Below are 22,095 nucleotides of genomic sequence, written 5' to 3'. Positions count from 1 at the left end.
GTCAACGGCCTTGTTTGAGGCCGGCCGCGCGCAGTTTGTCCGCCAGAGTTCCACCTGCAGCAGCTGGTGCCGGACGAGGCGGCGGGGCGGCGGACTGTCCCGTCGCGCCGGTTGGCTGCCTGCGGGAGCCTGACTTCATGCTCAACGCAATCCGCTTGCGTTTTTCGTCTACCTCCAGCACTCGGACCTGTACGATCTGGCCGCTGCTGACCACTGTATGTGGATCGCTGATGAAGCGGTCGGACAGCTGAGATATGTGCACCAGCCCGTCCTGATGCACTCCGATATCGACGAAGGCGCCGAAGTGGGTCACGTTGGTAACGACACCTTCCAGCTCCATGTCAGGCTGTAGGTCCTTCAGGGTTTCGACGCCGGCGGCATACTGTACCGATCGAAACTCCGGACGTGGGTCACGGCCGGGCTTTTCCAGCTCGGCGATCACATCACGAAGGGTATAGGTGCCATAACCCTGTGCTTCCAGCCGGGCTCTGTCGACCTGCTGAAGTTTCTCCGGCTGTTGCAGCAGGGCTTTGAGTGACAACTTGCAGCTGTCGGCAATCGCTTCGGCAAGAGGATAGCTCTCCGGGTGTACCGCCGAGTTATCCAGTGGCTCTTCACCTTCACGAATGCGTAGAAAGCCGGCGCACTGCTCAAACGCTTTTGGTCCAAGACGCGGAATCTTCAGCAGCTGGCGTCGGTTGCGTAGAGCGCCATTGGCATCGCGCCAGGCGACAATGTTCTCGGCCGTGGTGCGGTTAAGGCCTGCCACGTGGCTTAACAGGGCTGCCGAGGCGGTATTCACGTCCACACCGACATGGTTGACGCAATGTTCAATCACGCCGGTTAACGCATCACCTAGGCGGCTCTGATCGACATCGTGCTGATACTGGCCGACGCCGATCGACTTGGGATCGATCTTGACCAGCTCTGCCAGAGGGTCCTGCAGCCGGCGCGCGATGGATACAGCACCACGGATGGTGACATCTAGATCGGGGAATTCAGCCGCCCCCTGTTCGGATGCCGAGTAGATGGAGGCTCCCGCCTCGTTGACCAGTACGGCCTGAATGTTCTGCTGCGGCAATGCCTTGCACACTGCCTGTGCCAGCTGCTCGGTCTCGCGCGAGGCGGTGCCGTTACCCACAGCGATCAGCTCGATCTGGTGCCTTTTTGCCAGTGTGGTCAGTGTGTGGAGGGACTTGTCCCATTGCTGTTGTGGTACATGTGGATAGATGGTTGTGTAGTCGACCAGCTTGCCGGTAGCGTCGATAACCGCCACCTTGACACCGGTACGCAGGCCCGGGTCCAGCCCAAGGGTGGCGCGGGCCCCGGCCGGAGCAGCCAGCAACAGATCCTGCAGGTTGCGGGCAAAGACCTCAATGGCGGCCAGGTCAGCCTGTTCACGCAGACGTTTGATCAGCTCGGTCTCCAGCGAGGGGCGCATTTTTTTCTGCCATGTCTGCTGCAGTGTTTGCAGCATCCAGCTGTCGAGCTGGGCCGGACGTAGATGGTGGCGTTTGGCCATCTGCTCTTCCGGCCAGCCGGCAAGATTTTCCGGCAGCTGCAGGCTGGCCTTGAGTACGCCTTCGGCTACCCCGCGCAACGCAGCCAGTGCCCTGTGCGAAGGTACGCGCGCGATCGGCTCGGCGTAGTCGAAGTAGTCACGGAACTTGCTGTCCGGATCCGCCTTGCCACGGGCTGCACGAACCTGCAACTCGCCCTGCTGCCACAGTCGTTGGCGCAGGACGCCGATCAGCTCGGCATCCTCGCTCAGGGTCTCCAGCAAGATCTGGCGCACGCCCTCGGCCACTGTGTCAGCATCAATAAAACCGGCTTCAGAGTTGAGAAACTGCTCCAGCTTGCCTACGGGCAATTGCCCTTGCTGCAGGGCTTCCAGCGCCAGCGGCTCCAGTCCTGCCCCACGTGCTTCCTGTGCCTTGTTGCGCCGTTTGGGGCGGTAGGGCAAGTAGAGATCTTCAAGGCGGGCGCGACTGTCGGCCGTCAGCAGGGCCTGCTCCAGCTCCGGTGTCAGCTGCTGCTGTTCACGCAGACGACCAAGAATCGCTTCGCGCCGGCTTTCCAGCTCTCGCAGCTGCCCCAGCCGCTCATGCAGTTGGCGCAGCTGGGTATCATCCAGGGCGCCGGTCTGCTCCTTTCGGTAACGGGCGATGAAGGGAATAGTGGCGCCTTCGTTCAGCAGGGCCAGCGTAGCTGCTACCTGAGCCGGGCGGATGCTCAGCTCGGTAGCCAGTTGTTGTTCGATTGTCATGGGCGCTCGTGCTCAGACTCAGGGGAGCTGCAGAATCTGCAGCGAGTTGGTGCCGCCATGCTCGCCGAGACGGGCGCCGCGGGTCAAGATGATGCGGTCGCCGCTGCCGAGCAGTTCTCGAGCCTGAAGGCCGGCCAGAATTTCGTCATTCAGGCGCTCTTCACTGACGGCGGTGGCATCGAAAAACATCGGCATTACGCCACGGTAAAGTGCCATGCGACGCAGGGTACGGTCATTGCGGGTGAGGGCAAAAATTGGGATGCCGGAGCGAATGCGCGACATCCACAATGGGGTCGAACCGGATTCGGTCAGACAGATGATTGCCTTGATGTTCTCCACGCCGTTGGCGGTGTACATGGCAGCACGGGCAATCGCCTCGTCGGTGCGGGTACACAGGTGATCAGGTGCTACAGGGGCCGGGCGCGACAGCTGATGCTTTTCGGCACCCTGGCAGATACGGGTCATCGCCTGCACCACTTCTACCGGGTAGTTGCCGGCGGCGGTTTCCGCCGAGAGCATCACCGCATCGGTACCGTCGAGAATGGCGTTGGCCACATCGAACACCTCGGCACGGGTCGGCATCGGGTTGAGAATCATGGTCTCCATCATCTGGGTGGCGGTGATCACCACGCGGTTGAGCTGGCGTGCACGCTTGATGATATGTTTCTGCACACCGATCAGTTCTGCATCACCGATCTCTACACCCAGATCGCCCCGCGCCACCATGACACCGTCGCAGGCGTTGATGATCTCATCCAGCGCTTCGGGTGTGGCTACGGTTTCGGCGCGCTCCACCTTGGCGATAATTTCGGCGCGGCTGCCGGCGGCTTCCAGCAGTTCACGCGCGACGTTAAGATCCTCGGCGGTACGCGGGAAGGAAACGGCGACATAATCCATTTCCAGCTCGGCGGCCACCTTGATGTCGTGCCGGTCCTTGTCGGTCAGTGCAGCGGCACTCAGGCCGCCGCCCTGACGGTTGATCCCCTTGTTGTTGGACAGAGGGCCGCCGACCGTTACTTCGGTTTCAATGCGACTGCCATTGATCTCCAATACCTTTAACTGTACGCGACCATCGTCCAGCAACAGAATGTCACCTGCGCTGCAATCCTGCGGCAGTGCCTTGTAGTCCACGCTGACAGCGTTTTGGTCGCCAGCGGTTTCATCCATGGCGGCATCCAGTGTAAAGCGATCACCGATCGCCAGCTGGATAGGCCCTTCCTTGAAGCGGGAAATGCGAATCTTTGGGCCCTGCAGGTCACCCAGCAGGGCCACGGACTCACCGGTGCGGCGGCTGGCCGCACGCACGGCATCCACCCGGCGGCGGTGATCGGCTGCGCTGCCGTGTGAGAAGTTAAGACGTACCGTGTTTACGCCGGCACGGATCAAGTCATCAATTACGCCGGCTTTGTCAGTAGCAGGGCCCAGAGTGGCAACAATTTTGGTACGCTTAAGCATCTGTTTGGGTCTCATGGTCGAGGATGGGACGGGAGCTGCGACTAAAGTATGATTCTGCATCTGTTTTTTCAAGCACTGGCGGGTAATCAACCGGTGGCTGACTGCCCTTATGGGGGCGGCAGGTGAATTCCGCCGTGCGCAGCAGCCACCGGCCCCTGTCGTTGTTGCTGGGGTTATTGGTGCTGGTACTGGTGTTGCTGCAAACGGCCCAGCTGAGTCAGCGACAAGCACTGGAAGCACTGCAAAGTCGGGCCGAATCGGATCTGAACCGCTATGCCCTGAGTGTGCAGCAGAAGCTGGATCGGTACAAGGATCTGCCACGGCTGCTGGCAACCCACTCCAATTTCATGGAAGCACTAGCCCAACCGGAAAATCCCGATGTTATTCAGCATACGAACCTCTATCTGGAACAGGTAACGCGTATCCTGGGTGCATCAGACAGCTACCTGATGGATGCGCAGGGCGTCACCCAGGCCGCGAGCAACTGGAACCGGGAGAACAGCTTTGTCGGGCTGAATTTCGGCTTCCGGCCCTATTTTCGTGATGCCATGGCAGGCAAGACCGGACACTATTTCGCGCTGGGAACGACCTCTCGCCAGCGTGGCTATTATTTTTCCTGGCCGGTCAGGATCGGTGAGCGGATTGCGGGTGCGATCGTGGTCAAGATCGACCTGAATGAGGTGGAACAGGACTGGAGCGATCCGATCATCGATATTGCCGTGACCGATGAAGATGGCGTTATTGTCATCACGACTCGGCCGGAGTGGAAGTTCCATGCACTGGGCGGTTTGTCTTCACAGGATCTGCAGCGCATTCAACAGAGCCAGCGCTATCTGGGACAGCCACTGGAGCCGCTGGAGCTGGTTCGCCACCAGACGCTGGAGGGAGGGCGGGCTGAGCGGGTGACCCTGCGAAGGACAGGTGATCAGGCATCCCATCCGGTTGCCCAGCGCAGTGAGGATTTCCTGCTGCTGACCAAGCCGGTGCCTAATACTGGCCTGAACGTGGCGGTCTTTGCGCGCACCACTCCCGTGGATCGGGCCGTGCTGCAGGCCGTTGTGTTGGCGGGTTTCGTCTGTATAGCGTTGTTATTGCTGGTGCTGTTTATTCAGGCTCGCTGGCGTATTGTGCGGCAGCGACGTGAATTTGAAGTTCGTGAACTGCAGGCCCTGCAGGCGGCACGGGATGTACTGGAAACTCGTGTTGAAGAGCGAACGGCCGATTTGACACGGACCAACGCCCGCTTGCTGGAAGAGATGGAACAGCACCAGAGTACCCAGAACGAACTGGTACAGACCGCCAAGCTGGCAGTGTTGGGCCAACTGGCGGCCGGGATTAATCATGAGCTGAACCAGCCACTGACGGCGATCCGCAATTATGCCGATAATGCTCAGGCCTTCCTGCGCCTGGAACGGTTTGATCGGGTTGGGGATAACCTGAAAGAGATAGCCGGGCTGACCGACCGAATGGCGAGGATCATCCACCCGTTGAAAGAGTTCGCTCGCAAAAGCAGTGGCCGTCCGATGCCGGTGTCATTGCAGGCCGTTAAGGATGGAGCCATGTCGATCATGTATGGGCGCCTGGGCCAGCAGGGTGTTGAAATCGTTTGGCCGGCAGGGCTGTCTCGGATCCATGTGCTGGGCGATACGCTCAGACTGGAGCAGGTGCTGGTTAACCTGTTGGCCAACGCCATGCAGGCAATGGAGTCGTGTGTGCACAAACGAATCGAAGTTGGTCTGGAACAGCAGGGTGAGCGGATAAGGCTTTCGCTGCACGATACCGGTCCTGGCATTGAGGCGGAAGATCCACAGCAGGTATTTGAGCCTTTCTACACCACCAAACAAAGTGGTCAGGGCCTGGGTCTGGGGCTATCGATCTCCCACAGGATTATTGAAAACCTGGGTGGGCACCTGACTGCGGCCAATCATCCCGAAGGTGGTGCCGTGTTCACCCTTGAACTGCTGCTGGCCCAGCCCGCCGAGGCTGGCATGGATGGAGATTCACAATGAACAAGCCTGATCTTCTGCCGGTTATTTTGATCGATGATGAACACCATATCCGTGTGGCGGCTGGACAGACGCTGGAGCTGGCCGGATATGAAGTGACGACGCTGGAACGCGCTGAGCCAGCACTCGAGCGCGTCAGCGAGGACTGGCCAGGGGTGGTTATCACGGATATCAACCTGCCGGGAATCGATGGACTGGAGCTGATGCGCCGCATCCATCAGGTTGACGCAGACCTGCCGGTCATTTTGATTACAGGGCATGGTGATATCTCCATGGCCGTCAGCGCGATTCGCGAAGGGGCCTACGATTTTATTGAAAAACCCTTTGCAGCTGAGCTATTGCTGGATGTTGTGCGCCGTGCACTGGACAAGCGCAATCTGACACTGGAGATCCGCCAGTTGCGGGATGAACTTGAAGCGCAGAACGTGCCGGGCCCGCGTATCATTGGCAATACCCCCATCCTGCGCGCCTTGCGTCGTACCAGCCGCTCTGTTGCCGGGATGCCGGCAGACATCCTTATTCATGCCGAAACCGGCTGTGGCAAGGATCTGCTGGCGCGCTATCTGCATGAACACGGACCGCGGCGTGAACACAACTTCGTTGCCATCAACTGTGGTGCCGTGCCGGAAAACCTGATTGAAAGTGAGTTGTTCGGCCACGAGGCCGGGGCGTTTACCGATGCCAAAACGCGTCGCATCGGCAAGTTTGAGCACGCCAGCGGCGGCACGCTGTTTCTGGATGAGATTGAAAGCATGCCGATGGCGCTGCAGATCAAGCTGCTGCGTGTGCTGGAAGAGCGTGCCATCGAGCGACTGGGTTCGAATACGCTGATTCCGCTGGACTTGCGTGTCATCGCTGCCACCAAGGTGGACCTCAGGCAGGAGGTGGCGGCAGGCCGCTTCCGTGAGGATCTGTACTACCGTCTTAACGTGGTCAAACTGGATATTCCGCCCTTGCGGGAGCGGCGAGAGGATATTCCGCTGCTGTTCCAGCACTTCGCTCTGGTGGCATCTTCCCAGTACGGGCGTGAAATGCCATCGTTGTCAGCCGAGCGCATGCATAGCCTGATGCTGCATGACTGGCCCGGTAACGTCAGGGAGCTGCGTAATCTGGCCGAACGCTATGTTCTGCTGGGGGAGGGCTGTACTTTCGATTTCGATAATCGTCCGATCAGCGACCCTGACTCGGTCGGGGAGATGAGCCTGCCGCAGCAGGTGGAGCGGTTTGAGAAAATGTTGATCCATACCGAACTTGGGCGACACGGAGGATCGATCAAGGACACCCAGGAAAGCCTGGGGCTGCCACGCAAGACACTGTACGACAAGATGAAAAAGTACGGCCTCGACAAGCGTGATTACAAGCAGTAATCGATCGACACCAGAGTCGGTTGCCAGCCAAACCTGATGGATTTGGTTGGCAACCAGCGGGGTTTAGAGCTTGAAGCGGCTGAGCATTTGCTCCAGCTCTTTTGACAGCTGTTCCAGCTCATCTGAAACACGGTTCAGATGCTCGGAACGCTCGGCGGTGTCTTCTGCACTGTTGCTGATCTCGCTGATGCTGCGTTCCACACTGCTGGCCATTTCACTCTGCTCGCGGACGGCACTGGCGACCTGATGGTTAAGGTCGTTGATCACGCGGACTTCTTCCGTGATATTGGTCAGCGCAGAGTTGGTCTTCTGTACCTGCTCGACTCCGTCGCCTGCCGCTGCCAGTGCCTGTTGCATCACGGTCACGGCCTCCTTGGCATCATTTTGCAGTTCGGCAATGATGTGATTGATCTCTTCGGTAGAGTTGTGAGTCCGGCTGGCCAGTGTCCGTACCTCGTCCGCGACCACGGCAAAGCCACGACCCTGTTCACCGGCTCGAGCCGCTTCGATCGCCGCATTCAGGGCCAGCAGGTTGGTTTGCTCGGCGATTTTCTGAATCACCTCCAACACCGTCCCCACATTCTGACTTTGACTGTCCAGTTTCTGGATCACTTGGGTTGCGCGGTCTATATCCTGCTGCAAACGAGTAATGGCGGTAATGGCCTGCTGAGTAACGCGCGCGCCGTCACTGCTTTCCTGTAGCGCCATATTGGATGCGGACACCGTGTTTTCAGCACTGGCCGCAACACTGCGCGTGGCGGCTTCCATCTGCTCCATGGCCGAAGCGACTGAGCTGGTTTGCATTTGCTGATGATGTACAGCCGAGGCCGATTCGGTAGCGACTTTGCTGATACGGCTGCCTGAGTCGGCCAGTTGTGCCACGGTTTGACGAACATGCTGCATGCTGTCGTGGATGTTTTCCAGCATCGAGTTGAAAGCAGCCGACATCTCGCCAATTTCGTCGCTGGAGCTGACCGGAGTGCGCTGGTTCAGGTCGTTGTCGCGCTCAATGGCATGAATGGTCTCGGCCAGGCGGTTCACCGGCGTGACCACGATACGACGCAGAAGCAGGCTGATCAGGATGATGCCGGCAACGAACAGTGCCAGCTCGATCAGGGCAACACTGATCAGATTGCTGTTGATCTGCTTGTCCAGCGCTTCATAGGAATAGGTCACACGAACGGCGCCGACCACTTCATCTTCTTCCACTTGATGGCACAGCAGGCAGTTGGTGCCCTTGTAATCAGACAGGGCACGCATTGGCGTGACGACGGTAAGGCGGTGCCCCTGCTCATCGTTAAGTTCTTCAATCACCTGCTCGCCGCGCATGGCTCGTTGATCATACTCATCAACCGGCATCGAATCTGGAGTACCGGGGCCGTACACGTCTGTGATCTGCTGACCACGAATAATGCGGGCTTCAGTGATGGCTGGGTTGGAAAGAATTTTTTGCTGTAGAGTGCCACGGTTGGCCATGGCGCCACTGAGCATCAGCATGTTGATGCTGTCGAAGTATGAATCGGCCGAGTCAAGAGTCGAACGGGTAACAACGTTGTCAACCAGTGAGGTTTCGCTGCGATATATGGTGGTCAGAGAGCTGATGAGAATAATCAGAAATACAGCAATCAGCGAGAGGTTAACCTTGTTTTGTATCGACAGACCTTTTTTCACTGTATCCCGTTCCGATCTTAGGTTGGAGGTTGTTATGTGACAGGGGGCAGACACTAATTGTGTATTCACATTACCAGATCCTAAGCGAAAAAACGCTGAACCGCTACAGACCCGGATCAACTTCAGGCCCGTTAACACAGCTACTTGTGAGCCCTGTGCCCTGAAATGAAAAAGGGCGCCCCGGCAGGGGGCGCCCTTGACTATTACCACGGATCCAGGGGCTAGCTGGCCAGAGCAGTGCGACGTGTTGCCAGCTGCCAGAACAGCACCAGTGCACTCAGGCCGATACCGATCGCATCGGTGAGCAGGCCACCGGCAATCATCGCCAGAGCGGCCACCAGCAGCATGCATCGCTGGACACGGTTGACACTGCCGTTCAGGAACCAACCCTGAATCGCGGCGGCCAGCAGGTAGATGCCGGCAGAAGCGGTAATGAACACGCGCAGTACCTCGCCCCAGCTGCCTTCCATCAGCAGTGCCGGGCTGTAGAAGAACATGAATGGCACGATGAACGCAGCCAGACCGAACTTGAATGAAGTGACGGCGGTCTTCAGCGGGTCTGTTCCGGAAATCGCGGCAGCCGCGTATCCGGCCAGTGCAACAGGCGGTGTGATGGCTGACAGTACCGCGTAGTAGAACACGAAGAAGTGTGCAACTAGCGGCGGAATGCCGATCTGCTGCAGACCCGGAGCCACCACGGATGCCGCGACGGCGTAGGCGGCCGTGGTTGGCATGCCCATGCCCAGCAGGATACTGATGCACATGGCGAAGAACAGTGCCAGCATATGGCTTGCATCTGCAATCCCCAAAAGCATGGAGGCGAAGCGAGCGCCCACTCCGGTCAGGCTGATGACCCCGACAATGATACCGGCACAGGCACAAACAGCGATCAGCGGAATCGCCATGCGCGCACCCAGCGACAGGGCTTCAAGCAGGGCGCGTATGCCCATGCGGTAGGGGGTCAGCCAGGAGACAACGGCGGCACTGACCATCGCCAGCGTACCGGCCCGAATAACCGAGTAACCCATGAACAGAGTCGATACCAAAATGATGATCGGCAGGAACAGGTAGACCTGCTTGATCATTTGGCTGAACACTGGCAGCTGGTCTTTCGACAGGCCTGACATGCCTTCGCGACGTGCTTCCAGGTCAACCATGAAATAGATCGACAGGAAATACAGTGCAGCCGGGATCAAAGCGGCAATGGCGATATCGGTGTAGGGAATGCCGGTCACTTCAGCCATGATGAATGCGCCGGCACCCATGATCGGCGGCACAATCTGACCGCCGGTTGATGCGGCCGCCTCAATGCCACCGGCACTGCGTGGGTGGTAACCGACCTTTTTCATCAGCGGGATGGTAAGACTGCCGGTGGCCACCACGTTGCCTGCCGAGGTACCGTTAATCATGCCCATCAAGCCGGATGCGAATACTGCCACCTTGGCCGGGCCGCCACGGGCGCGACCGGCCGCGGCAAAGGCAAAGTTGACGAAGTAATCACCTACACGCGATGCCTGCAAAAAGGCGGCGAAGGTGATGAACAGAATGATGTAGGTGGATGATACCGCGGTAGTTGGGCCGAGAATGCCGTTATCGGTGTAGATGTAGGTGAAGAAACGCTGCATGGAGTAGCCACGGTGCTCCAGAATACCCGGCAGCCAGGGACCGGCAAAGGCGTACGCCAGAAATACCGCCGTGATGATAATCAGGGCCAGACCGGCGACACGTCGTGTCAGTTCCATGATCAGCACGACACCGGCCAGTGCCACCAGAAACTCGGTTTGGCCCGCCATCGGTGTACCTGCAGCCATGCGCCAGCGACCCAGAACAAACAACAGGTAGGCTGCAACAACGATGGCCGACAGCATCAGTACCCGGTCAGCCCAGAAAATATGCCGGTTATGGCCGGTGCGCCAGATCCAGCTGCTGATGACAGCGGCCCCGGTTCCGAGTGCCAGTGCCCAGGCAACCTGGGGCAACAGCCAGTTGGGCGGCAGTTCACCCAGCACCATACGACTGAACCACGCATAGGCGATGCCTGCGGCGGCCAGAACGATAGCCAGGCTGGTTGGCACGCGGGCGGCCCACTGCAGTGGCGACAGCGGTGCTGGTTGTGTCTGCCGGTCGAGGGTAAAGGCTGCGATCAGTGCAAACCCCACCACCAGACCCCCTGCGACATGGATGATGCGGAATGCCCAGGTTTCGATGGGGGATACGTTCAATGCGTAGAGGTGCAGCAGTGTGTAGCACACACAGGTGAAGAAAATGATCTTGCCAACTGCGCCACTCAGATCCCGCTCGTTATGACCAAGCGGAACATCGGCTACGCCTTCTGCGCCGATTTTGTCTGCTGCGGCATCGGCGGATGCCGGAGTTTTGTCTGTCATGTTATATGGACCTGCATTAAGCCATGTTGAGCGCTGCCGGCCAGTGGTCCGGCAGCGCGGGCAAACGTCCCTATTGAGCGAATCAATCCTTCATGTTTGCCGGGATTTCATAGCCGTTCTCTTCGAACCAGCGGACTGCACCGGCGTGCCAGGGCACGATGGTGTTGTACTTGTAGTTCTCCGGCAGGGTTTCCTTGGCCGCACCATGGATCTGCAGCATGCGGTCGTTGTTTTCCATCACGGTCTTGGTTACGCCGTATACCAGCGATTCCGGCATGTCCTTATGGGTGATGGCAAAGTTCCACAGTGACAGCGCAGATACATCTTCATCCAGTGAAGAGTAAACAGAAGCAGGGATGGTACCGGCACTCAGCTCAGGGTAATCAGCTGCGATCTTTTCGATGTTCTTCGGCGAGTAGGAGAAGATGTTCACATCAGCCTGGGCTTCCAGCTGGTTGAAGGCCGAGATCGGCACGCCGGCTGCAAAGGCAAAGGCGTCAATCAGGCCATCCTGCAGCTGACCGGCCTGATCGGCCGCACCACCATTACGGGTGCTGACGTTCAGCCCCAGTTTCTTGAACAGCTGCGGATGGTACATGTCAGCGGTACCGCCGGCAGGGCCAACACCCACGGTCTTGCCATCCAGATCATCCACGGAGTCGATGCCTGAGCTCTTGAGGGCAATGATCTGCAGAGTGGTCTGATACATCGGGAATACAGCGCGGACATCTTCATGGGACATGCCCGGTGCCAGAGCGCTCTTGCCCTGCAGTGCTGCTACCAGCGGCCCGGTGGTGACCATGCCAAAGGCATGCTCGCCCATCTGTACCAGAGTGGCGTTCTGAACCGGACCACCGGTCACTTCTGCACCGGCCGAGATACCCAGGGCTTCACCGACCATATTGGCCCAGCCGGCGCCATAGATGTAGTAAGTGCCACCCTGGCTTGCGGTACCCACCGTAATGCTGCTGGGCCAATCGCTGCGGTCTTCGGCGAATGCTGCGGTGGTCGCCATGACAGCGCCGATACAGCCGGCAACCAGTGATTTCTTGGACAGAATATTCATTATTGTATTTCTCCTGTTGTGTTGCTTGTTGTCTTGCGGTTGTGCTCCAGTGACCTGATAAGGCTCAGGACCTGACGGTCAAAACGGGAATGGGGGAGTGGCGTACCACACGCTCGGCTGTAGAGCCGACCAGTATTTTTTCGATACCGGTCTTGCCGTGGGTACCCAGAATGATCATGTCGGCACCCAGCTGTTTGGCGGCCTCGATGATGTCGGTGTAGCCACTGCCGAACATCACCTCATGGGTCAGCTGAATGCCCTGAGATTCGGCATCGGCAAAGTGCCGCTGGCAGAAGGCTTCCATATCCGTGTTGGCCACATCTGTGACCTCGTGGATAAAGGTGTCGATCACGTCAGCGGGAATGCGCTTGCGGCGCTGGTCGGACAGTTCCGTGATCACATGCAGCAGATGGAGTCGTGCACCGGTCAGTGTGGCGAGGGTGCGGGCATGTTCTACGGCCTTTTCTGCGCCTTCCGAGAAGTCGGTCGCGAACAGCAATGTGTTGTAGGTCGCCATGGATGTACCTTTACTTGTTGTTGTATCCGGCAGTGGCTGATGCAAGCCCGGGCGCCGTGTAACAGCTGTAAAGCAGGCTCCGTGCCAATCTGTGGCAAACAGCCTTTTTCGGGGGGTGGGAGATGAGCAGGCGATCCGGTAAACCGCAAGATGGGCGGAGAATCACCCGTAGTCATGGATGAAATGGGTGGAAAGCCGCCCGTTTGTTGCTGTTTTCTGCCACCGGGTGGTTCAGGCTATAATGCCCCTCCTTTTGAATCCGACAGAGAGACAAGATGCTCGGAGTAATCGCAGCATTCTGGGGCTTTACCGGCATCTGCCTGCTGCTGGGCAGTGCCGTCTGGCGCCTTGGCAGCATGGCGCTGGATATGCCGCTGGACAGTTTTGACTGGTATCACTGGGTGGCGCTGGTACTGTGCCTGGGCTTCATGGGATTTGCAGAGGGCTACCGTGGCTTTCAGCAGAACTTTTCACCCCGCACGGCCGCGCGAATCCGCTACCTGAAAGGCCATGTCACGCCGCTGCGACTGCTGTTGGCACCTTTGTTCTGCATGGGATTCTTTCATGCCCAGCGGCGTCGGCAGATCATCACCATCTGTCTCAGCAGCGGCATTGTGTTGTTGATACTGCTGGTGCGACTGCTGGAGCAGCCCTGGCGCGGAATTGTGGATGCGGGTGTGGTGCTGGGTCTGAGCTGGGGGCTGGCGTCGCTGGCGCTGTTCACCCTGCAGGCGCTGACACGTGATGTCTATGATGTCTCGCCGGAGACACCGGATCGGCCGGTGGGGCCGAGTCCGGTGGTGCGAGCGGGCTCAGCCCAGAAATAGCTGATAGGCAGGGTTGTCGGTCTCGTCGTACCAGGTGTAGCCGATCTCTTCGAGGAAACGGGTCACTTGGCTGCGCTCGGTCTGCGGGACCTGCATGCCAACCAGTACGCGTCCATAGGCGGCACCGTGGTTGCGATAATGGAACATGGATATGTTCCAGCGTCCGCCCAGCTTGCTTAGGAATTTCATCAAGGCGCCGGGGCGTTCCGGGAATTCGAAGCGGAACACCGCTTCATTGTCCACGCTTTGCGGGGCGTGACCGCCGACCATGTAACGTACATGCAGCTTGGCGGTCTCGTCGTCGGTGAGATCGACCACCTCATCCAGATGCTCGCGCAGTTCTGTCAGCAGCTCTTCACGCCCGTCATTGTTCGGCCGTACCTGAACACCGGCAAAGACGATCGCCTGATCATCATCGCTGTAGCGGTAGTTGAATTCAGTGATGTTACGCTTGCCCAGTACGGTGCAGAACTTCTTGAAGCTGCCGGGGCGTTCCGGGATTTTGGCGGCGATGATCACCTCACGCTTTTCGCCCAGCTCCGAGCGTTCGGCGATATGCCGCAGCCGGTCAAAGTTAACATTGGCACCTGAGTCGATGGCGATAAGTGTCTGGCCGCTGATGCCTTCACGGGCAACGTACTTCTTCAATCCGGCCACGCCCAGAGCCCCGGCCGGCTCGCACACCGAACGGGTGTCATCGAAAATATCCTTGATGGCGGCACAGATCTCATCGATCGAGACGGTGATCACTTCGTCCACGTGGTCCTTACAGATTTCCCAGGTGTGCTCGCCTATCTGGGCAACGGCCACGCCATCGGCAAAAATGCCAACCTGGTCCAGAATTGCACGCTCGCCCTTCTCCTTTGCCAGTGCAAGGCAGGCGGATTCGACCGACTCAACGCCGATGACCCGAGTTTCCGGACGCAGATACTTGACGTAGGCGGCAACGCCGGCGATCAATCCACCACCACCTACCGGTACGAAGATCGCATCAATATGACCACTTTCCTGACGCAGGATTTCCATGGCAATGGTGCCCTGGCCCGCAATCACCTCAGGATCGTCATAGGGGTGGACATACACCAGCCCCTTTTCAGCCATCAGCTTTTCCGAGTGGCGGCGAGCATCGTCAAAGGCGTCCCCGATCAGTACCGCTTTGCCACCAAGGCGGCGCACGTTGTTCACCTTTACATCCGGTGTGGTGCGCGGCATCACGATGGTGGCCTTAACACCGAGCAGTCGGGCTGCCATGGCAACGCCTTGTGCATGGTTGCCGGCAGATGCGGTAATCACGCCGCGCGCCTTCTCATCGTCGGTGAGCTGCACCATCTTGTTATAGGCGCCGCGCAGTTTGAAGGAGTAGACTGGCTGTTCGTCTTCACGCTTGAGCAGCACTCGGTTGCCAAGGCGTTCAGACAGGCCGCGCGCTTCGTCCAGCGGTGTTTCGATGGCGGCGTCATAGACACGCGCTTCGAGAATTTTCTTGATATATCGGTGTGGCATAGGGACAGGTATCAGCATCGGTTCAGGTGGCCCGAAAGGGCACAGGATCAGAGAATGGTATCGGCTTGACTGCCCAGCGTCTACAAGGGCAACCCAGGGTTGCTATAATCCGAACTCAGTTTGAATCAGCGACGGGCACAAAGATGACACAGGAAAAGATGAAACTGGCGGTAGCGCAGGCAGCCGTTGACTACATTAAACCCCGACTACGTGATGACAGCATAGTTGGAGTCGGTACTGGTTCTACAGCCAACTGTTTCATCGACGCACTGGCGCAGGTGAAAGACCGCTTTGCGGCGGCTGTTGCCAGTTCTGAAGCTACAGCAGAGCGCCTGCGCGGGCACGGTATTGACGTGCTGGATCTTAATTCAGTCAGCCAGATGGAGTTCTACATTGATGGGGCTGATGAGTTCGACCCCTACATGAACTTGATCAAGGGCGGTGGCGGTGCGCTGACGCGAGAGAAGATAGTTGCAGCCGTGGCAAAGGAGTTTGTTTGTATAGTGGACCAGTCCAAGCAGGTGGACTTGCTCGGAGCATTCCCGCTGCCGGTGGAAGTGATCCCCATGGCACGCTCGTATGTGGGCCGTCAGTTGGCGGCGCTGGGTGGACAGCCCGTGTACCGCGAAGGCTGTGTGACTGACAACGGAAATGTGATTCTGGATCTGCACGATCTGGAAATTCTGGATCCAAAAGCGCTGGAGGTGCAGCTGAATAATATTGTTGGCGTGGTGACCAACGGTCTGTTTGCGCAACGCGGAGCGGATCTGATTCTGATGGGGACGCCCGAAGGGGTTCAAACCCTCAAGCGCTGATATCAGCGTCTGGTCTTGTCTGCATCATGCGGGCAAGGCCGGGGCGGGTCACTATCCTGCTCCAGAAAGGCCAGTATCGGACAGTCTGCCGCTGAGCCTTCACCGTCACACAGGGCGGACAGTCCTTCCAGCGCTGCCAGTATCTGCTGCAAGTCACGTACCTTGCTGCGAATATCAACAATGCGTTGTTCGACCCGCTGTTTGACGGCAGCCGATTCCAGTTCGGGGTGCTGTTGCAGTTGCAACAGGTCCAGCGTTTCTTCGAGTGTAAAGCCCAGCCCCTTGCAGCGGCGGATAAAGGCCAGCCGTTGCAGGATTGCAGGCGGGTAAACGCGATAGCCCGAAGGCAGGCGTTCAGGGGGCGGGATCAGGCCTCGGCGCTCGTAATACCTGAGGGTTTCGACGCTGAGGCCTGAACGGCGCGCCAGCTCACCAATCTTGAGTGAGCTCATGCGGCCAGTCCGGTGTTTACCACTGAACCACCTTGGTCAACACGATGCTCACCGGCATGGTTACCCAGGCCAGTGCGACCAGGTTGATCAGAATCCAGCCGTAGCCGGAGCTGTCACGAAAGTTTTCATCATGATGAGCCATGTTTCACCCTTATCCAATAGAACTGTTTAATTAATGATCAGCATAGGGCCGCCGATTATAGCTCAAGGGTTAGGGTTTTTATAGCCAAAGGTAATAAGCGCTCTTTTTGTAAGGTTATTGCTGCACCCGGCTAACCTGAGCGCAGCAATCGGTAGCATTGATCCAGCCGCAGGGGCCGTCGAATCAACAGTCCTATCAGCACGAACAACAGGGCCGCCATTGGTGGCAGGCTGAGCCATAGCAGGGGGTGCAGGCGCGGGTCGATCTGCAGAAGATACAGGTGCAGGCTGGCCAGCACGGCTTCGGCACTGATACTGGCCAATACGCCACACACCAGTCCAATCAACAGAAACTCCAGCAGATCAAGGCGGCGTGCCTGCTCTGCGGTCACTCCCAGTGTCTGTAACAGGGCTGACTCAAACCGGCGTTGCTCCAGTGCTTGCAGCAGGGTAACGCCGAGCAGCATCAGGCCGCAGCCGAGGCTCAGCGCCAGTATGAGAGCCGAGCTGTCGGCCAGCCGCTTCAACCATTGCGATAGTTGAGACAGCAGCTGATCAATGTCGATCAGTGTCAGCGAGGGGAACTGCTGCAGCAACTGCCGCGACACCTGTTGTCGCTCTGGCGGCAGGTGGAAGCTGGTGATCCAGGTTGAGGGCGCTCCCTCAAGCGCACCCGGACTGAAAATGATGTAGAAGTTGGGGCGGAAGGAGGTCCAGACTACCTCGCGAATATTACTGATGCGCCCTTCAATCTGCACTCCGCCAACGTCGAAGCCGAGTCGGTCACCGATCTTGAGTCCCAGCTCCTGTGCCATCTCCCCTTCGATGGAGATCAACGGCTCGGTGCTGTCAGCCGACCACCACTCACCCGCTTGCAGCGGATTGTGTTCAGGGCGTTCAGTGCTCCAGCTCAGATTCAGCTCGCGACGCAGGGTGTTGTGTGATTGTTGCTTCTCGTTGAGCTGGGGTTGAACAGGTGCGCCGTTCAACTCAGTGAAGCGGCCGCGAATCATCGGGTAAAGCTCGGTTTCAAGCGACTGCTCATCCAGAAATTGGTCCAGCGCTTCCTTTTCCCAGGGCTGAATGTTGATCACAAAATAGTTGGGCGTGTCGCTGGGGAACTGCGCCTGCCACTGCTGCAGCAGGTCGGAGCGGCTGATCCAGATGACGCTGAGCAGAGTGAGCAACATAACGACCACGGCGGCCTGCAGCCGGTGCCACTGACGCTGCTGGCGCAGACGCATCAACAACAGACGTCCCAACAGCAGGCGTCGAGCGAGCGGTTTGGCGCTGGCGATCAGCGCCCATTGAGCCAGCCAGCCGAACAGTACACCGCCAATCATCAGAAACAGCAGCAGGCTGATGGCCGCTGCCGGTGCCTGCAGGAATGCCAGCAGGGTGATGATCAGCAACAGGGCAGAACTCCCCTGCAGCAGCATGGCGATGCGATCCCGTGGAGGCGGATCGCCGCGCAAGAGGTGGGCGACCGGAATGCGAGCCAGTTGCAGAATGGGAGGCAGGCCGAGCAGTACCAGCAGTGCCAACCCCAACGCCGGGCCAGTCAGCCAGCGCAGCCAGCCGGCAGCGGGCAGCGATTGTGGCAGAAGGTCGGCCAGCCACTGATAGACAGCGGCCTGTAACAGGTAGCCGGTAATAAAGCCGAGAATGGAGGTTATGGCCCAGGCCATTAGCAGCTGGTAGAGGTAGAGTTGAACCAGCTGGCCCGGCTTGAGGCCCAAGTTCAGCAGCAGGGCGCTGCGGGTGTGCTGGCCGAGTGCGAACCGGCGCAGGGCCAGCACAATGGTCATGGCAGAGAGCAGCAGAGCGATCAGTGCCGTGAGCTTGAGGTAACGCAGTGCATTGCCCAGCGCGTTGCCGGTCATGGGCTGGTCAGCCTGCAGTGCATGCAGGCGTTCATGGTCGGCGAGGGTGGGCCGCAGCTTTTGATCAAGCTGACGTATCCGCTCGCTGCTGCCGGCGATCAGCAGGCGATAGTCGGCACGGCTGCCCTCGGCCAGTACGCCGCTGGCTTCAAGGTCGGCGTGATTGACCAGGATATGTGGACTGAAGCTGCGAAAGCCCGAGCCCCGATCCGGTGAGGCCAACAACCGGTGTGTGAGCGTCAGTTTTGCGTAGCCAAACTCTAGCTGGTCGCCCAGTTCAAGCCCCAGCTGAGTCATCACTCGGGGTTCGGCCCAGACCTCGCCGGGGCCCGGAATCTCGCCCTGTTGCACAGGTTCAGTGACCAGCTCACCCCGCAGGGGATAGGGTGACTTCAGTACACGTACTGAAACCAGCATCAGCTCGTCACCCTGTCCCACCATGCTGGGAAACTGGATAACCTGAGTGTGGTGTGTATCAGACAAGTCTATCTGATCCAGCCGCTTGGACGTAATCGGACGGCTGCTGCTCAGCACCAGATCAGCTCCCAGCAGGCTGGCACTCTCACGCAGCAGGCCTCGCTCCAGTCGGTCGCCGAGGACCGCCAGCAGAGTCGTCAGAGCGATGGCAACCCAGGTTGCCAGCAACAAAGCACGCCATTCAGTGGTGCGCAGCTGGGTATGCAGCTGACGCCGGGCCAGTCGGGGCAACAGGCTCATTCTACCACCTCTTCCAGACGGCCGGCATGAAGGTGCAGGCGTCGACGGCAGCGCCGCGCCAGCTCCAGATCATGCGTGATCAGGATCAGCGTTGTACCTTGGCTGGCATTGAGACTGAATAGCTGTTCAATAATCTGGTGTCCGGTCTCGTCATCCAGGTTACCGGTTGGCTCATCCGCAAACAGTACACTGGGGCGGGTCGCAAATGCGCGAGCGATCGCCACGCGCTGTTGCTCGCCGCCTGACAGTTGCGAGGGGTAATGATCCATGCGGGCACCCAGTCCAACCTCCTGAAGCCAGTGGCGAGCCTGTAGTTCAGCATCTGCAGCACCCTGAATCTCCAGCGGCAAGCGAACATTGTCGAGAGCGTCCAGCTCCGGCAGCAGATGAAAGGACTGAAAAATGAAACTCAAATGGCGCAGCCTGATATCGGCACGAGCCGGGTCGTCCAACTGGTCAAGCGGTTGACCGGCAAACATGACATGGCCTGAGGTCGGGGTATCGAGACCGGCCAACAGGCTGAGCAAAGTGGACTTGCCTGCTCCGGAACGGCCGATAATGGCCAGGCTTTCACCGGGGGCAACACTCAGACTGAGTCCGGTGAAAAGCTCTACCTTTCCCGCTTGTGTATTGAAACTTTTTGCGACATCGTGAGCCTCAATAATCGGTTTACCACTGTCGAGGTGCTGCATGCGTTATCTGGTCTCTTGTCTGCTGTTGCTGTTTGTTTGTGTCACTCCACTGCAGGCGAAAACCCTGCTGGTGGTCGGGGATAGCCTGTCGGCCGCCTATGGCATGCCTCAAAGCGATGGCTGGGTCAGCCTGCTGGAGCAGGAGCTGAAACAGCGTGATAGCCACCGGCGGGTGATCAATGCCAGTATAAGTGGAGAAACCAGCAGCGGCGGGCTGAGTCGACTGCCTCGGCTGCTGCAGGACTATCGCCCGGATCTGGTACTGCTGGAGTTGGGCGCCAATGACGGCCTTCGCGGTACTCCCCTGAGCATACTGGAACAGAATCTGCGCCAGATGATTGAGCTAAGCCAAGCGGCGGATGCGCAGGTGCTGCTCATCGGCATACGCCTGCCCCCTAACTATGGACCTCAATATACAGAAAGGTTCTATCAAATCTATCCACAGTTGGCCGAAGAGTTTGGGCTGCCACTGGTACCCTTCCTGCTTGAAAGCGTGGCAACTGACCTGCGATTTATGCAGCGTGATGGTTTGCATCCCAATCGTGATGCTCAGCCTATCCTGCTGCAGACGGTGTGGAAGCAACTCGGACCTCTGCTTGAGAAAGAGGGATTTTAAGTCGCAGCCGGGTGCCGTCACCCGGTTGACTGTTGATGGTCAAATCTCCTCCCAGAGCCTTGGCTCGAGCCTGAATGCCGAGCATACCGAAACGCCCTTTGCGGCTGATGATGGATGGGTCAAATCCGCAGCCGTTGTCACGGATTTCCAGTTCCAGCCGGTCGGACGGTTCGTCGGCATCATAGCGTTGTAGCCGGATTTGGACTTCGGTACAGCTGGCATGCCGCTGGATGTTGGTCAGCGCCTCCTGAATCATGCGGTAGAGATTGATGTTGAGCCGTTCCTCCATATCGTTCAGGGCGCCCTTGAGGGTCAAATCCAGCTGAACCCCCTGTCGTTCAAGATGTTGGCTGCGAATTAACTCGCGTACTGCGTCCACCAGCCCCAGGTCATCCAGCAGGGTTGGGCGGAGTGCGCGCATCAGATCATAGGTTACATCGTAAATATGTCGTGCGATAGCATCGATGCTTTCGGCGTGATGGTTAACGCTGTCACCGCTGTCAGGATGATCCTGCAGCAGCATGCGTGCATCGGTACGTATTGCAGTGAGGCACTGGCCCAGCTCATCGTGCAGCTCTTGGGCAAGGTGGCGCCGTTCCCTTTCCTGAATATCCAGAATGCGATGGGTGAGCTGTTGGTTTTCTTGCAATTGCTGCTGCAGTTCTTCTGAATGGGTCTGAAGGTGTTGCTTGAGACGCTGAATCTCAAGTGTTTCAAGGTAACTGATGGTGGCAGCCTGCCGTTGACGCAACCAGGCGTAAAACAGCAGGCTGCCGCTGGTATTGAGGACGAGCGTGATCAGTACCAGCCCCCAGCTGAAGTCGGCCAGTCGTACCGGGTATTCCAGTAGCAGGCTTAGTTGCAGGTGTTTATTGCCTACAGTCTGCTGGCGCGGCAGATAAAACAGCACCGCTTCAGGCGTGGTACTTTGCCACAAAGTCTGGGGGCCGTTCTGTGGCAAGGTCAGGCTGACACGACTGCCCGGTGGCAGCATTTCTGTGTCGAGCAGGTCACGGCCGCGCAGGGCGACTGACAGCAGCAGGGTTGGATCCTGTGGTACAGCCAGAAAGGCAGCGATCAGTGGCTCTCCTCGCGCCTGGTTGAATACATCCGAATAGGCTACCAGTGACTGATTGCGAGCGGTGGCGATGGCGGTCTTGAGGGCGGGAATCAGGCTCAGGTCTGTGCCCAGCGGTGGCAGGTCGCTCTGCCCGGCCGGCAACGCAAGGATAACAGGCTGATAGATGACCGCTCCTGATGTTTCAGTGTTGGCGGGTGTAATGGCGCTGAGACCGTGCAGAAGAAAGTCGGGGTACTTCAGTCGCATTTGCCGCTCGAATGCGTAAATCTCGTCTTCCGTGACCAGCTGCTGCAGGTGGAGGCGGTGGATGACGGGTGAGAGCGGCAGAAGCTCTTCCAGCGTTTGCGACAGACCGCTCAGGTCGTGACTGCTGCGAGCGGTCAGGATAGCCATGTGGTGCAACAGCTGCTCGGTTTTGTTCAGTCGCTGATTCAATCGCTGCTCAAGGTTGACAAGCAGTGCACTCTGGTGACGGCTCAGGCCGCTCAGATCAAGCTGAACCAGCAAGCCGAGCAACATCACTGTCAGCAGTATCCAGAGCAGCAGGGCCGTGAGCTTGTGAGATCCGAGCATCAGTCAGGTGTCCTTTCCCGAGCGAGAAACGCAGACAGTATAAACAGAAAAGGCGCCCGC

General features: G+C 58.5%; 17 protein-coding genes. 5 read left to right on the top strand and 12 right to left on the bottom strand.

Annotation, left to right across the window (positions count from 1 at the left end; genetic code table 11):
- Position 1: 1 nt before the first annotated feature.
- Together ACAM29_RS14115 and pyk are read right to left on the bottom strand one after the other, a co-directional pair.
- Positions 2–2,266 (bottom strand): Tex family protein, encoded by a 2,265-nt coding sequence (locus tag ACAM29_RS14115; RefSeq protein WP_369624497.1) that lies wholly within the window; start codon positions 2,264–2,266, stop codon positions 2–4.
- 18 nt (positions 2,267–2,284) lie between these two features.
- Positions 2,285–3,721: a pyruvate kinase gene (gene pyk / locus ACAM29_RS14110; protein ID WP_091826271.1), complete on the bottom strand. Its 1,437-nt coding sequence runs from the start codon at positions 3,719–3,721 to the stop codon at positions 2,285–2,287.
- Between the two features lie 134 nt (positions 3,722–3,855).
- On the opposite strand from pyk, the gene ACAM29_RS14105 reads away from it, so the two are divergent.
- Positions 3,856–5,730, top strand: coding sequence for an ATP-binding protein (locus tag ACAM29_RS14105; protein WP_369624496.1), 1,875 nt, complete (start codon positions 3,856–3,858; stop codon positions 5,728–5,730).
- On the top strand, positions 5,727–7,094 hold the full coding sequence (locus ACAM29_RS14100) for a sigma-54 dependent transcriptional regulator (RefSeq protein WP_091826274.1): 1,368 nt from the start codon (positions 5,727–5,729) through the stop codon (positions 7,092–7,094). The genes ACAM29_RS14105 and ACAM29_RS14100 overlap by 4 nt, the downstream gene beginning before the upstream one ends.
- Before the next feature lie 63 nt (positions 7,095–7,157).
- Here ACAM29_RS14100 and ACAM29_RS14095 read toward each other — a convergent pair whose 3' ends face one another.
- The 4 genes from ACAM29_RS14095 to ACAM29_RS14080 all read right to left on the bottom strand — a co-directional run bounded on the left by ACAM29_RS14095 (position 7,158) and on the right by ACAM29_RS14080 (position 12,735).
- The gene (locus ACAM29_RS14095; protein WP_369624495.1) at positions 7,158–8,765 is read right to left on the bottom strand and encodes a methyl-accepting chemotaxis protein; all 1,608 of its coding nucleotides are present in this window, start codon (positions 8,763–8,765) and stop codon (positions 7,158–7,160) included.
- A 221-nt stretch (positions 8,766–8,986) separates the two neighbouring features.
- Positions 8,987–11,152 carry a TRAP transporter fused permease subunit gene (locus tag ACAM29_RS14090; RefSeq protein WP_369624494.1) on the bottom strand — a complete coding sequence of 722 codons (2,166 nt, stop codon included), beginning with the start codon at positions 11,150–11,152 and terminating at the stop codon, positions 8,987–8,989.
- A gap of 82 nt (positions 11,153–11,234) precedes the next feature.
- Positions 11,235–12,218, bottom strand: coding sequence for a TAXI family TRAP transporter solute-binding subunit (locus tag ACAM29_RS14085; protein ID WP_091826279.1), 984 nt, complete (start codon positions 12,216–12,218; stop codon positions 11,235–11,237).
- 64 nt (positions 12,219–12,282) lie between these two features.
- Positions 12,283–12,735 carry a universal stress protein gene (locus tag ACAM29_RS14080; RefSeq protein ID WP_369624493.1) on the bottom strand — a complete coding sequence of 151 codons (453 nt, stop codon included), beginning with the start codon at positions 12,733–12,735 and terminating at the stop codon, positions 12,283–12,285.
- A 275-nt stretch (positions 12,736–13,010) separates the two neighbouring features.
- Between ACAM29_RS14080 and ACAM29_RS14075 the strand changes: the two genes are divergently transcribed.
- Positions 13,011–13,562, top strand: a complete 552-nt coding sequence (locus ACAM29_RS14075; RefSeq protein WP_091826282.1) for a hypothetical protein — start codon at positions 13,011–13,013, stop codon at positions 13,560–13,562.
- Here ACAM29_RS14075 and ilvA read toward each other — a convergent pair.
- Positions 13,548–15,065, bottom strand: a complete 1,518-nt coding sequence (gene ilvA / locus ACAM29_RS14070; RefSeq protein WP_354409480.1) for a threonine ammonia-lyase, biosynthetic — start codon at positions 15,063–15,065, stop codon at positions 13,548–13,550. The two genes, ACAM29_RS14075 and ilvA, sit on opposite strands and share 15 nt — an antisense overlap.
- Before the next feature lie 143 nt (positions 15,066–15,208).
- On the opposite strand from ilvA, the gene rpiA reads away from it, so the two are divergent.
- A complete protein-coding gene (gene rpiA / locus ACAM29_RS14065; protein ID WP_091826512.1) occupies positions 15,209–15,880 on the top strand; it encodes a ribose-5-phosphate isomerase RpiA in 672 nt (223 codons plus the stop codon).
- A gap of 2 nt (positions 15,881–15,882) precedes the next feature.
- On the opposite strand, the gene ACAM29_RS14060 is transcribed toward rpiA, so the two are convergent.
- The 4 genes from ACAM29_RS14060 to ACAM29_RS14045 form a co-directional block, all read right to left on the bottom strand.
- The gene (locus ACAM29_RS14060) at positions 15,883–16,332 is read right to left on the bottom strand and encodes a heavy metal-responsive transcriptional regulator (protein ID WP_091826286.1); all 450 of its coding nucleotides are present in this window, start codon (positions 16,330–16,332) and stop codon (positions 15,883–15,885) included.
- A 16-nt stretch (positions 16,333–16,348) separates the two neighbouring features.
- Positions 16,349–16,474 (bottom strand): hypothetical protein, encoded by a 126-nt coding sequence (locus tag ACAM29_RS14055; RefSeq protein WP_277987737.1) that lies wholly within the window; start codon positions 16,472–16,474, stop codon positions 16,349–16,351.
- Positions 16,475–16,604: 130 nt separating this feature from the next.
- Complete coding sequence (locus ACAM29_RS14050) at positions 16,605–19,073, bottom strand: ABC transporter permease (RefSeq protein ID WP_369624492.1); 2,469 nt, start codon at positions 19,071–19,073, stop codon at positions 16,605–16,607.
- On the bottom strand, positions 19,070–19,765 hold the full coding sequence (locus ACAM29_RS14045) for an ABC transporter ATP-binding protein (RefSeq protein ID WP_206838086.1): 696 nt from the start codon (positions 19,763–19,765) through the stop codon (positions 19,070–19,072). Before ACAM29_RS14045 ends, ACAM29_RS14050 begins: the two co-directional genes overlap by 4 nt.
- Between ACAM29_RS14045 and ACAM29_RS14040 the strand changes: the two genes are divergently transcribed.
- Positions 19,764–20,381: an arylesterase gene (locus ACAM29_RS14040; protein WP_369624491.1), complete on the top strand. Its 618-nt coding sequence runs from the start codon at positions 19,764–19,766 to the stop codon at positions 20,379–20,381. The two genes, ACAM29_RS14045 and ACAM29_RS14040, sit on opposite strands and share 2 nt — an antisense overlap.
- Here ACAM29_RS14040 and ACAM29_RS14035 read toward each other — a convergent pair.
- Positions 20,320–22,035, bottom strand: a complete 1,716-nt coding sequence (locus tag ACAM29_RS14035; RefSeq protein ID WP_369624490.1) for a sensor histidine kinase — start codon at positions 22,033–22,035, stop codon at positions 20,320–20,322. The genes ACAM29_RS14040 and ACAM29_RS14035 overlap by 62 nt on opposite strands.
- Positions 22,036–22,095: the final 60 nt, after the last annotated feature.

Origin of the sequence: Marinobacterium sp. BA1 (assembly GCF_041155135.1) — a bacterium.
Classification (GTDB): Bacteria; Pseudomonadota; Gammaproteobacteria; order Pseudomonadales; family Balneatricaceae; genus Marinobacterium; species Marinobacterium iners.
This window is presented reverse-complemented; position numbering and strand designations above follow the sequence as displayed.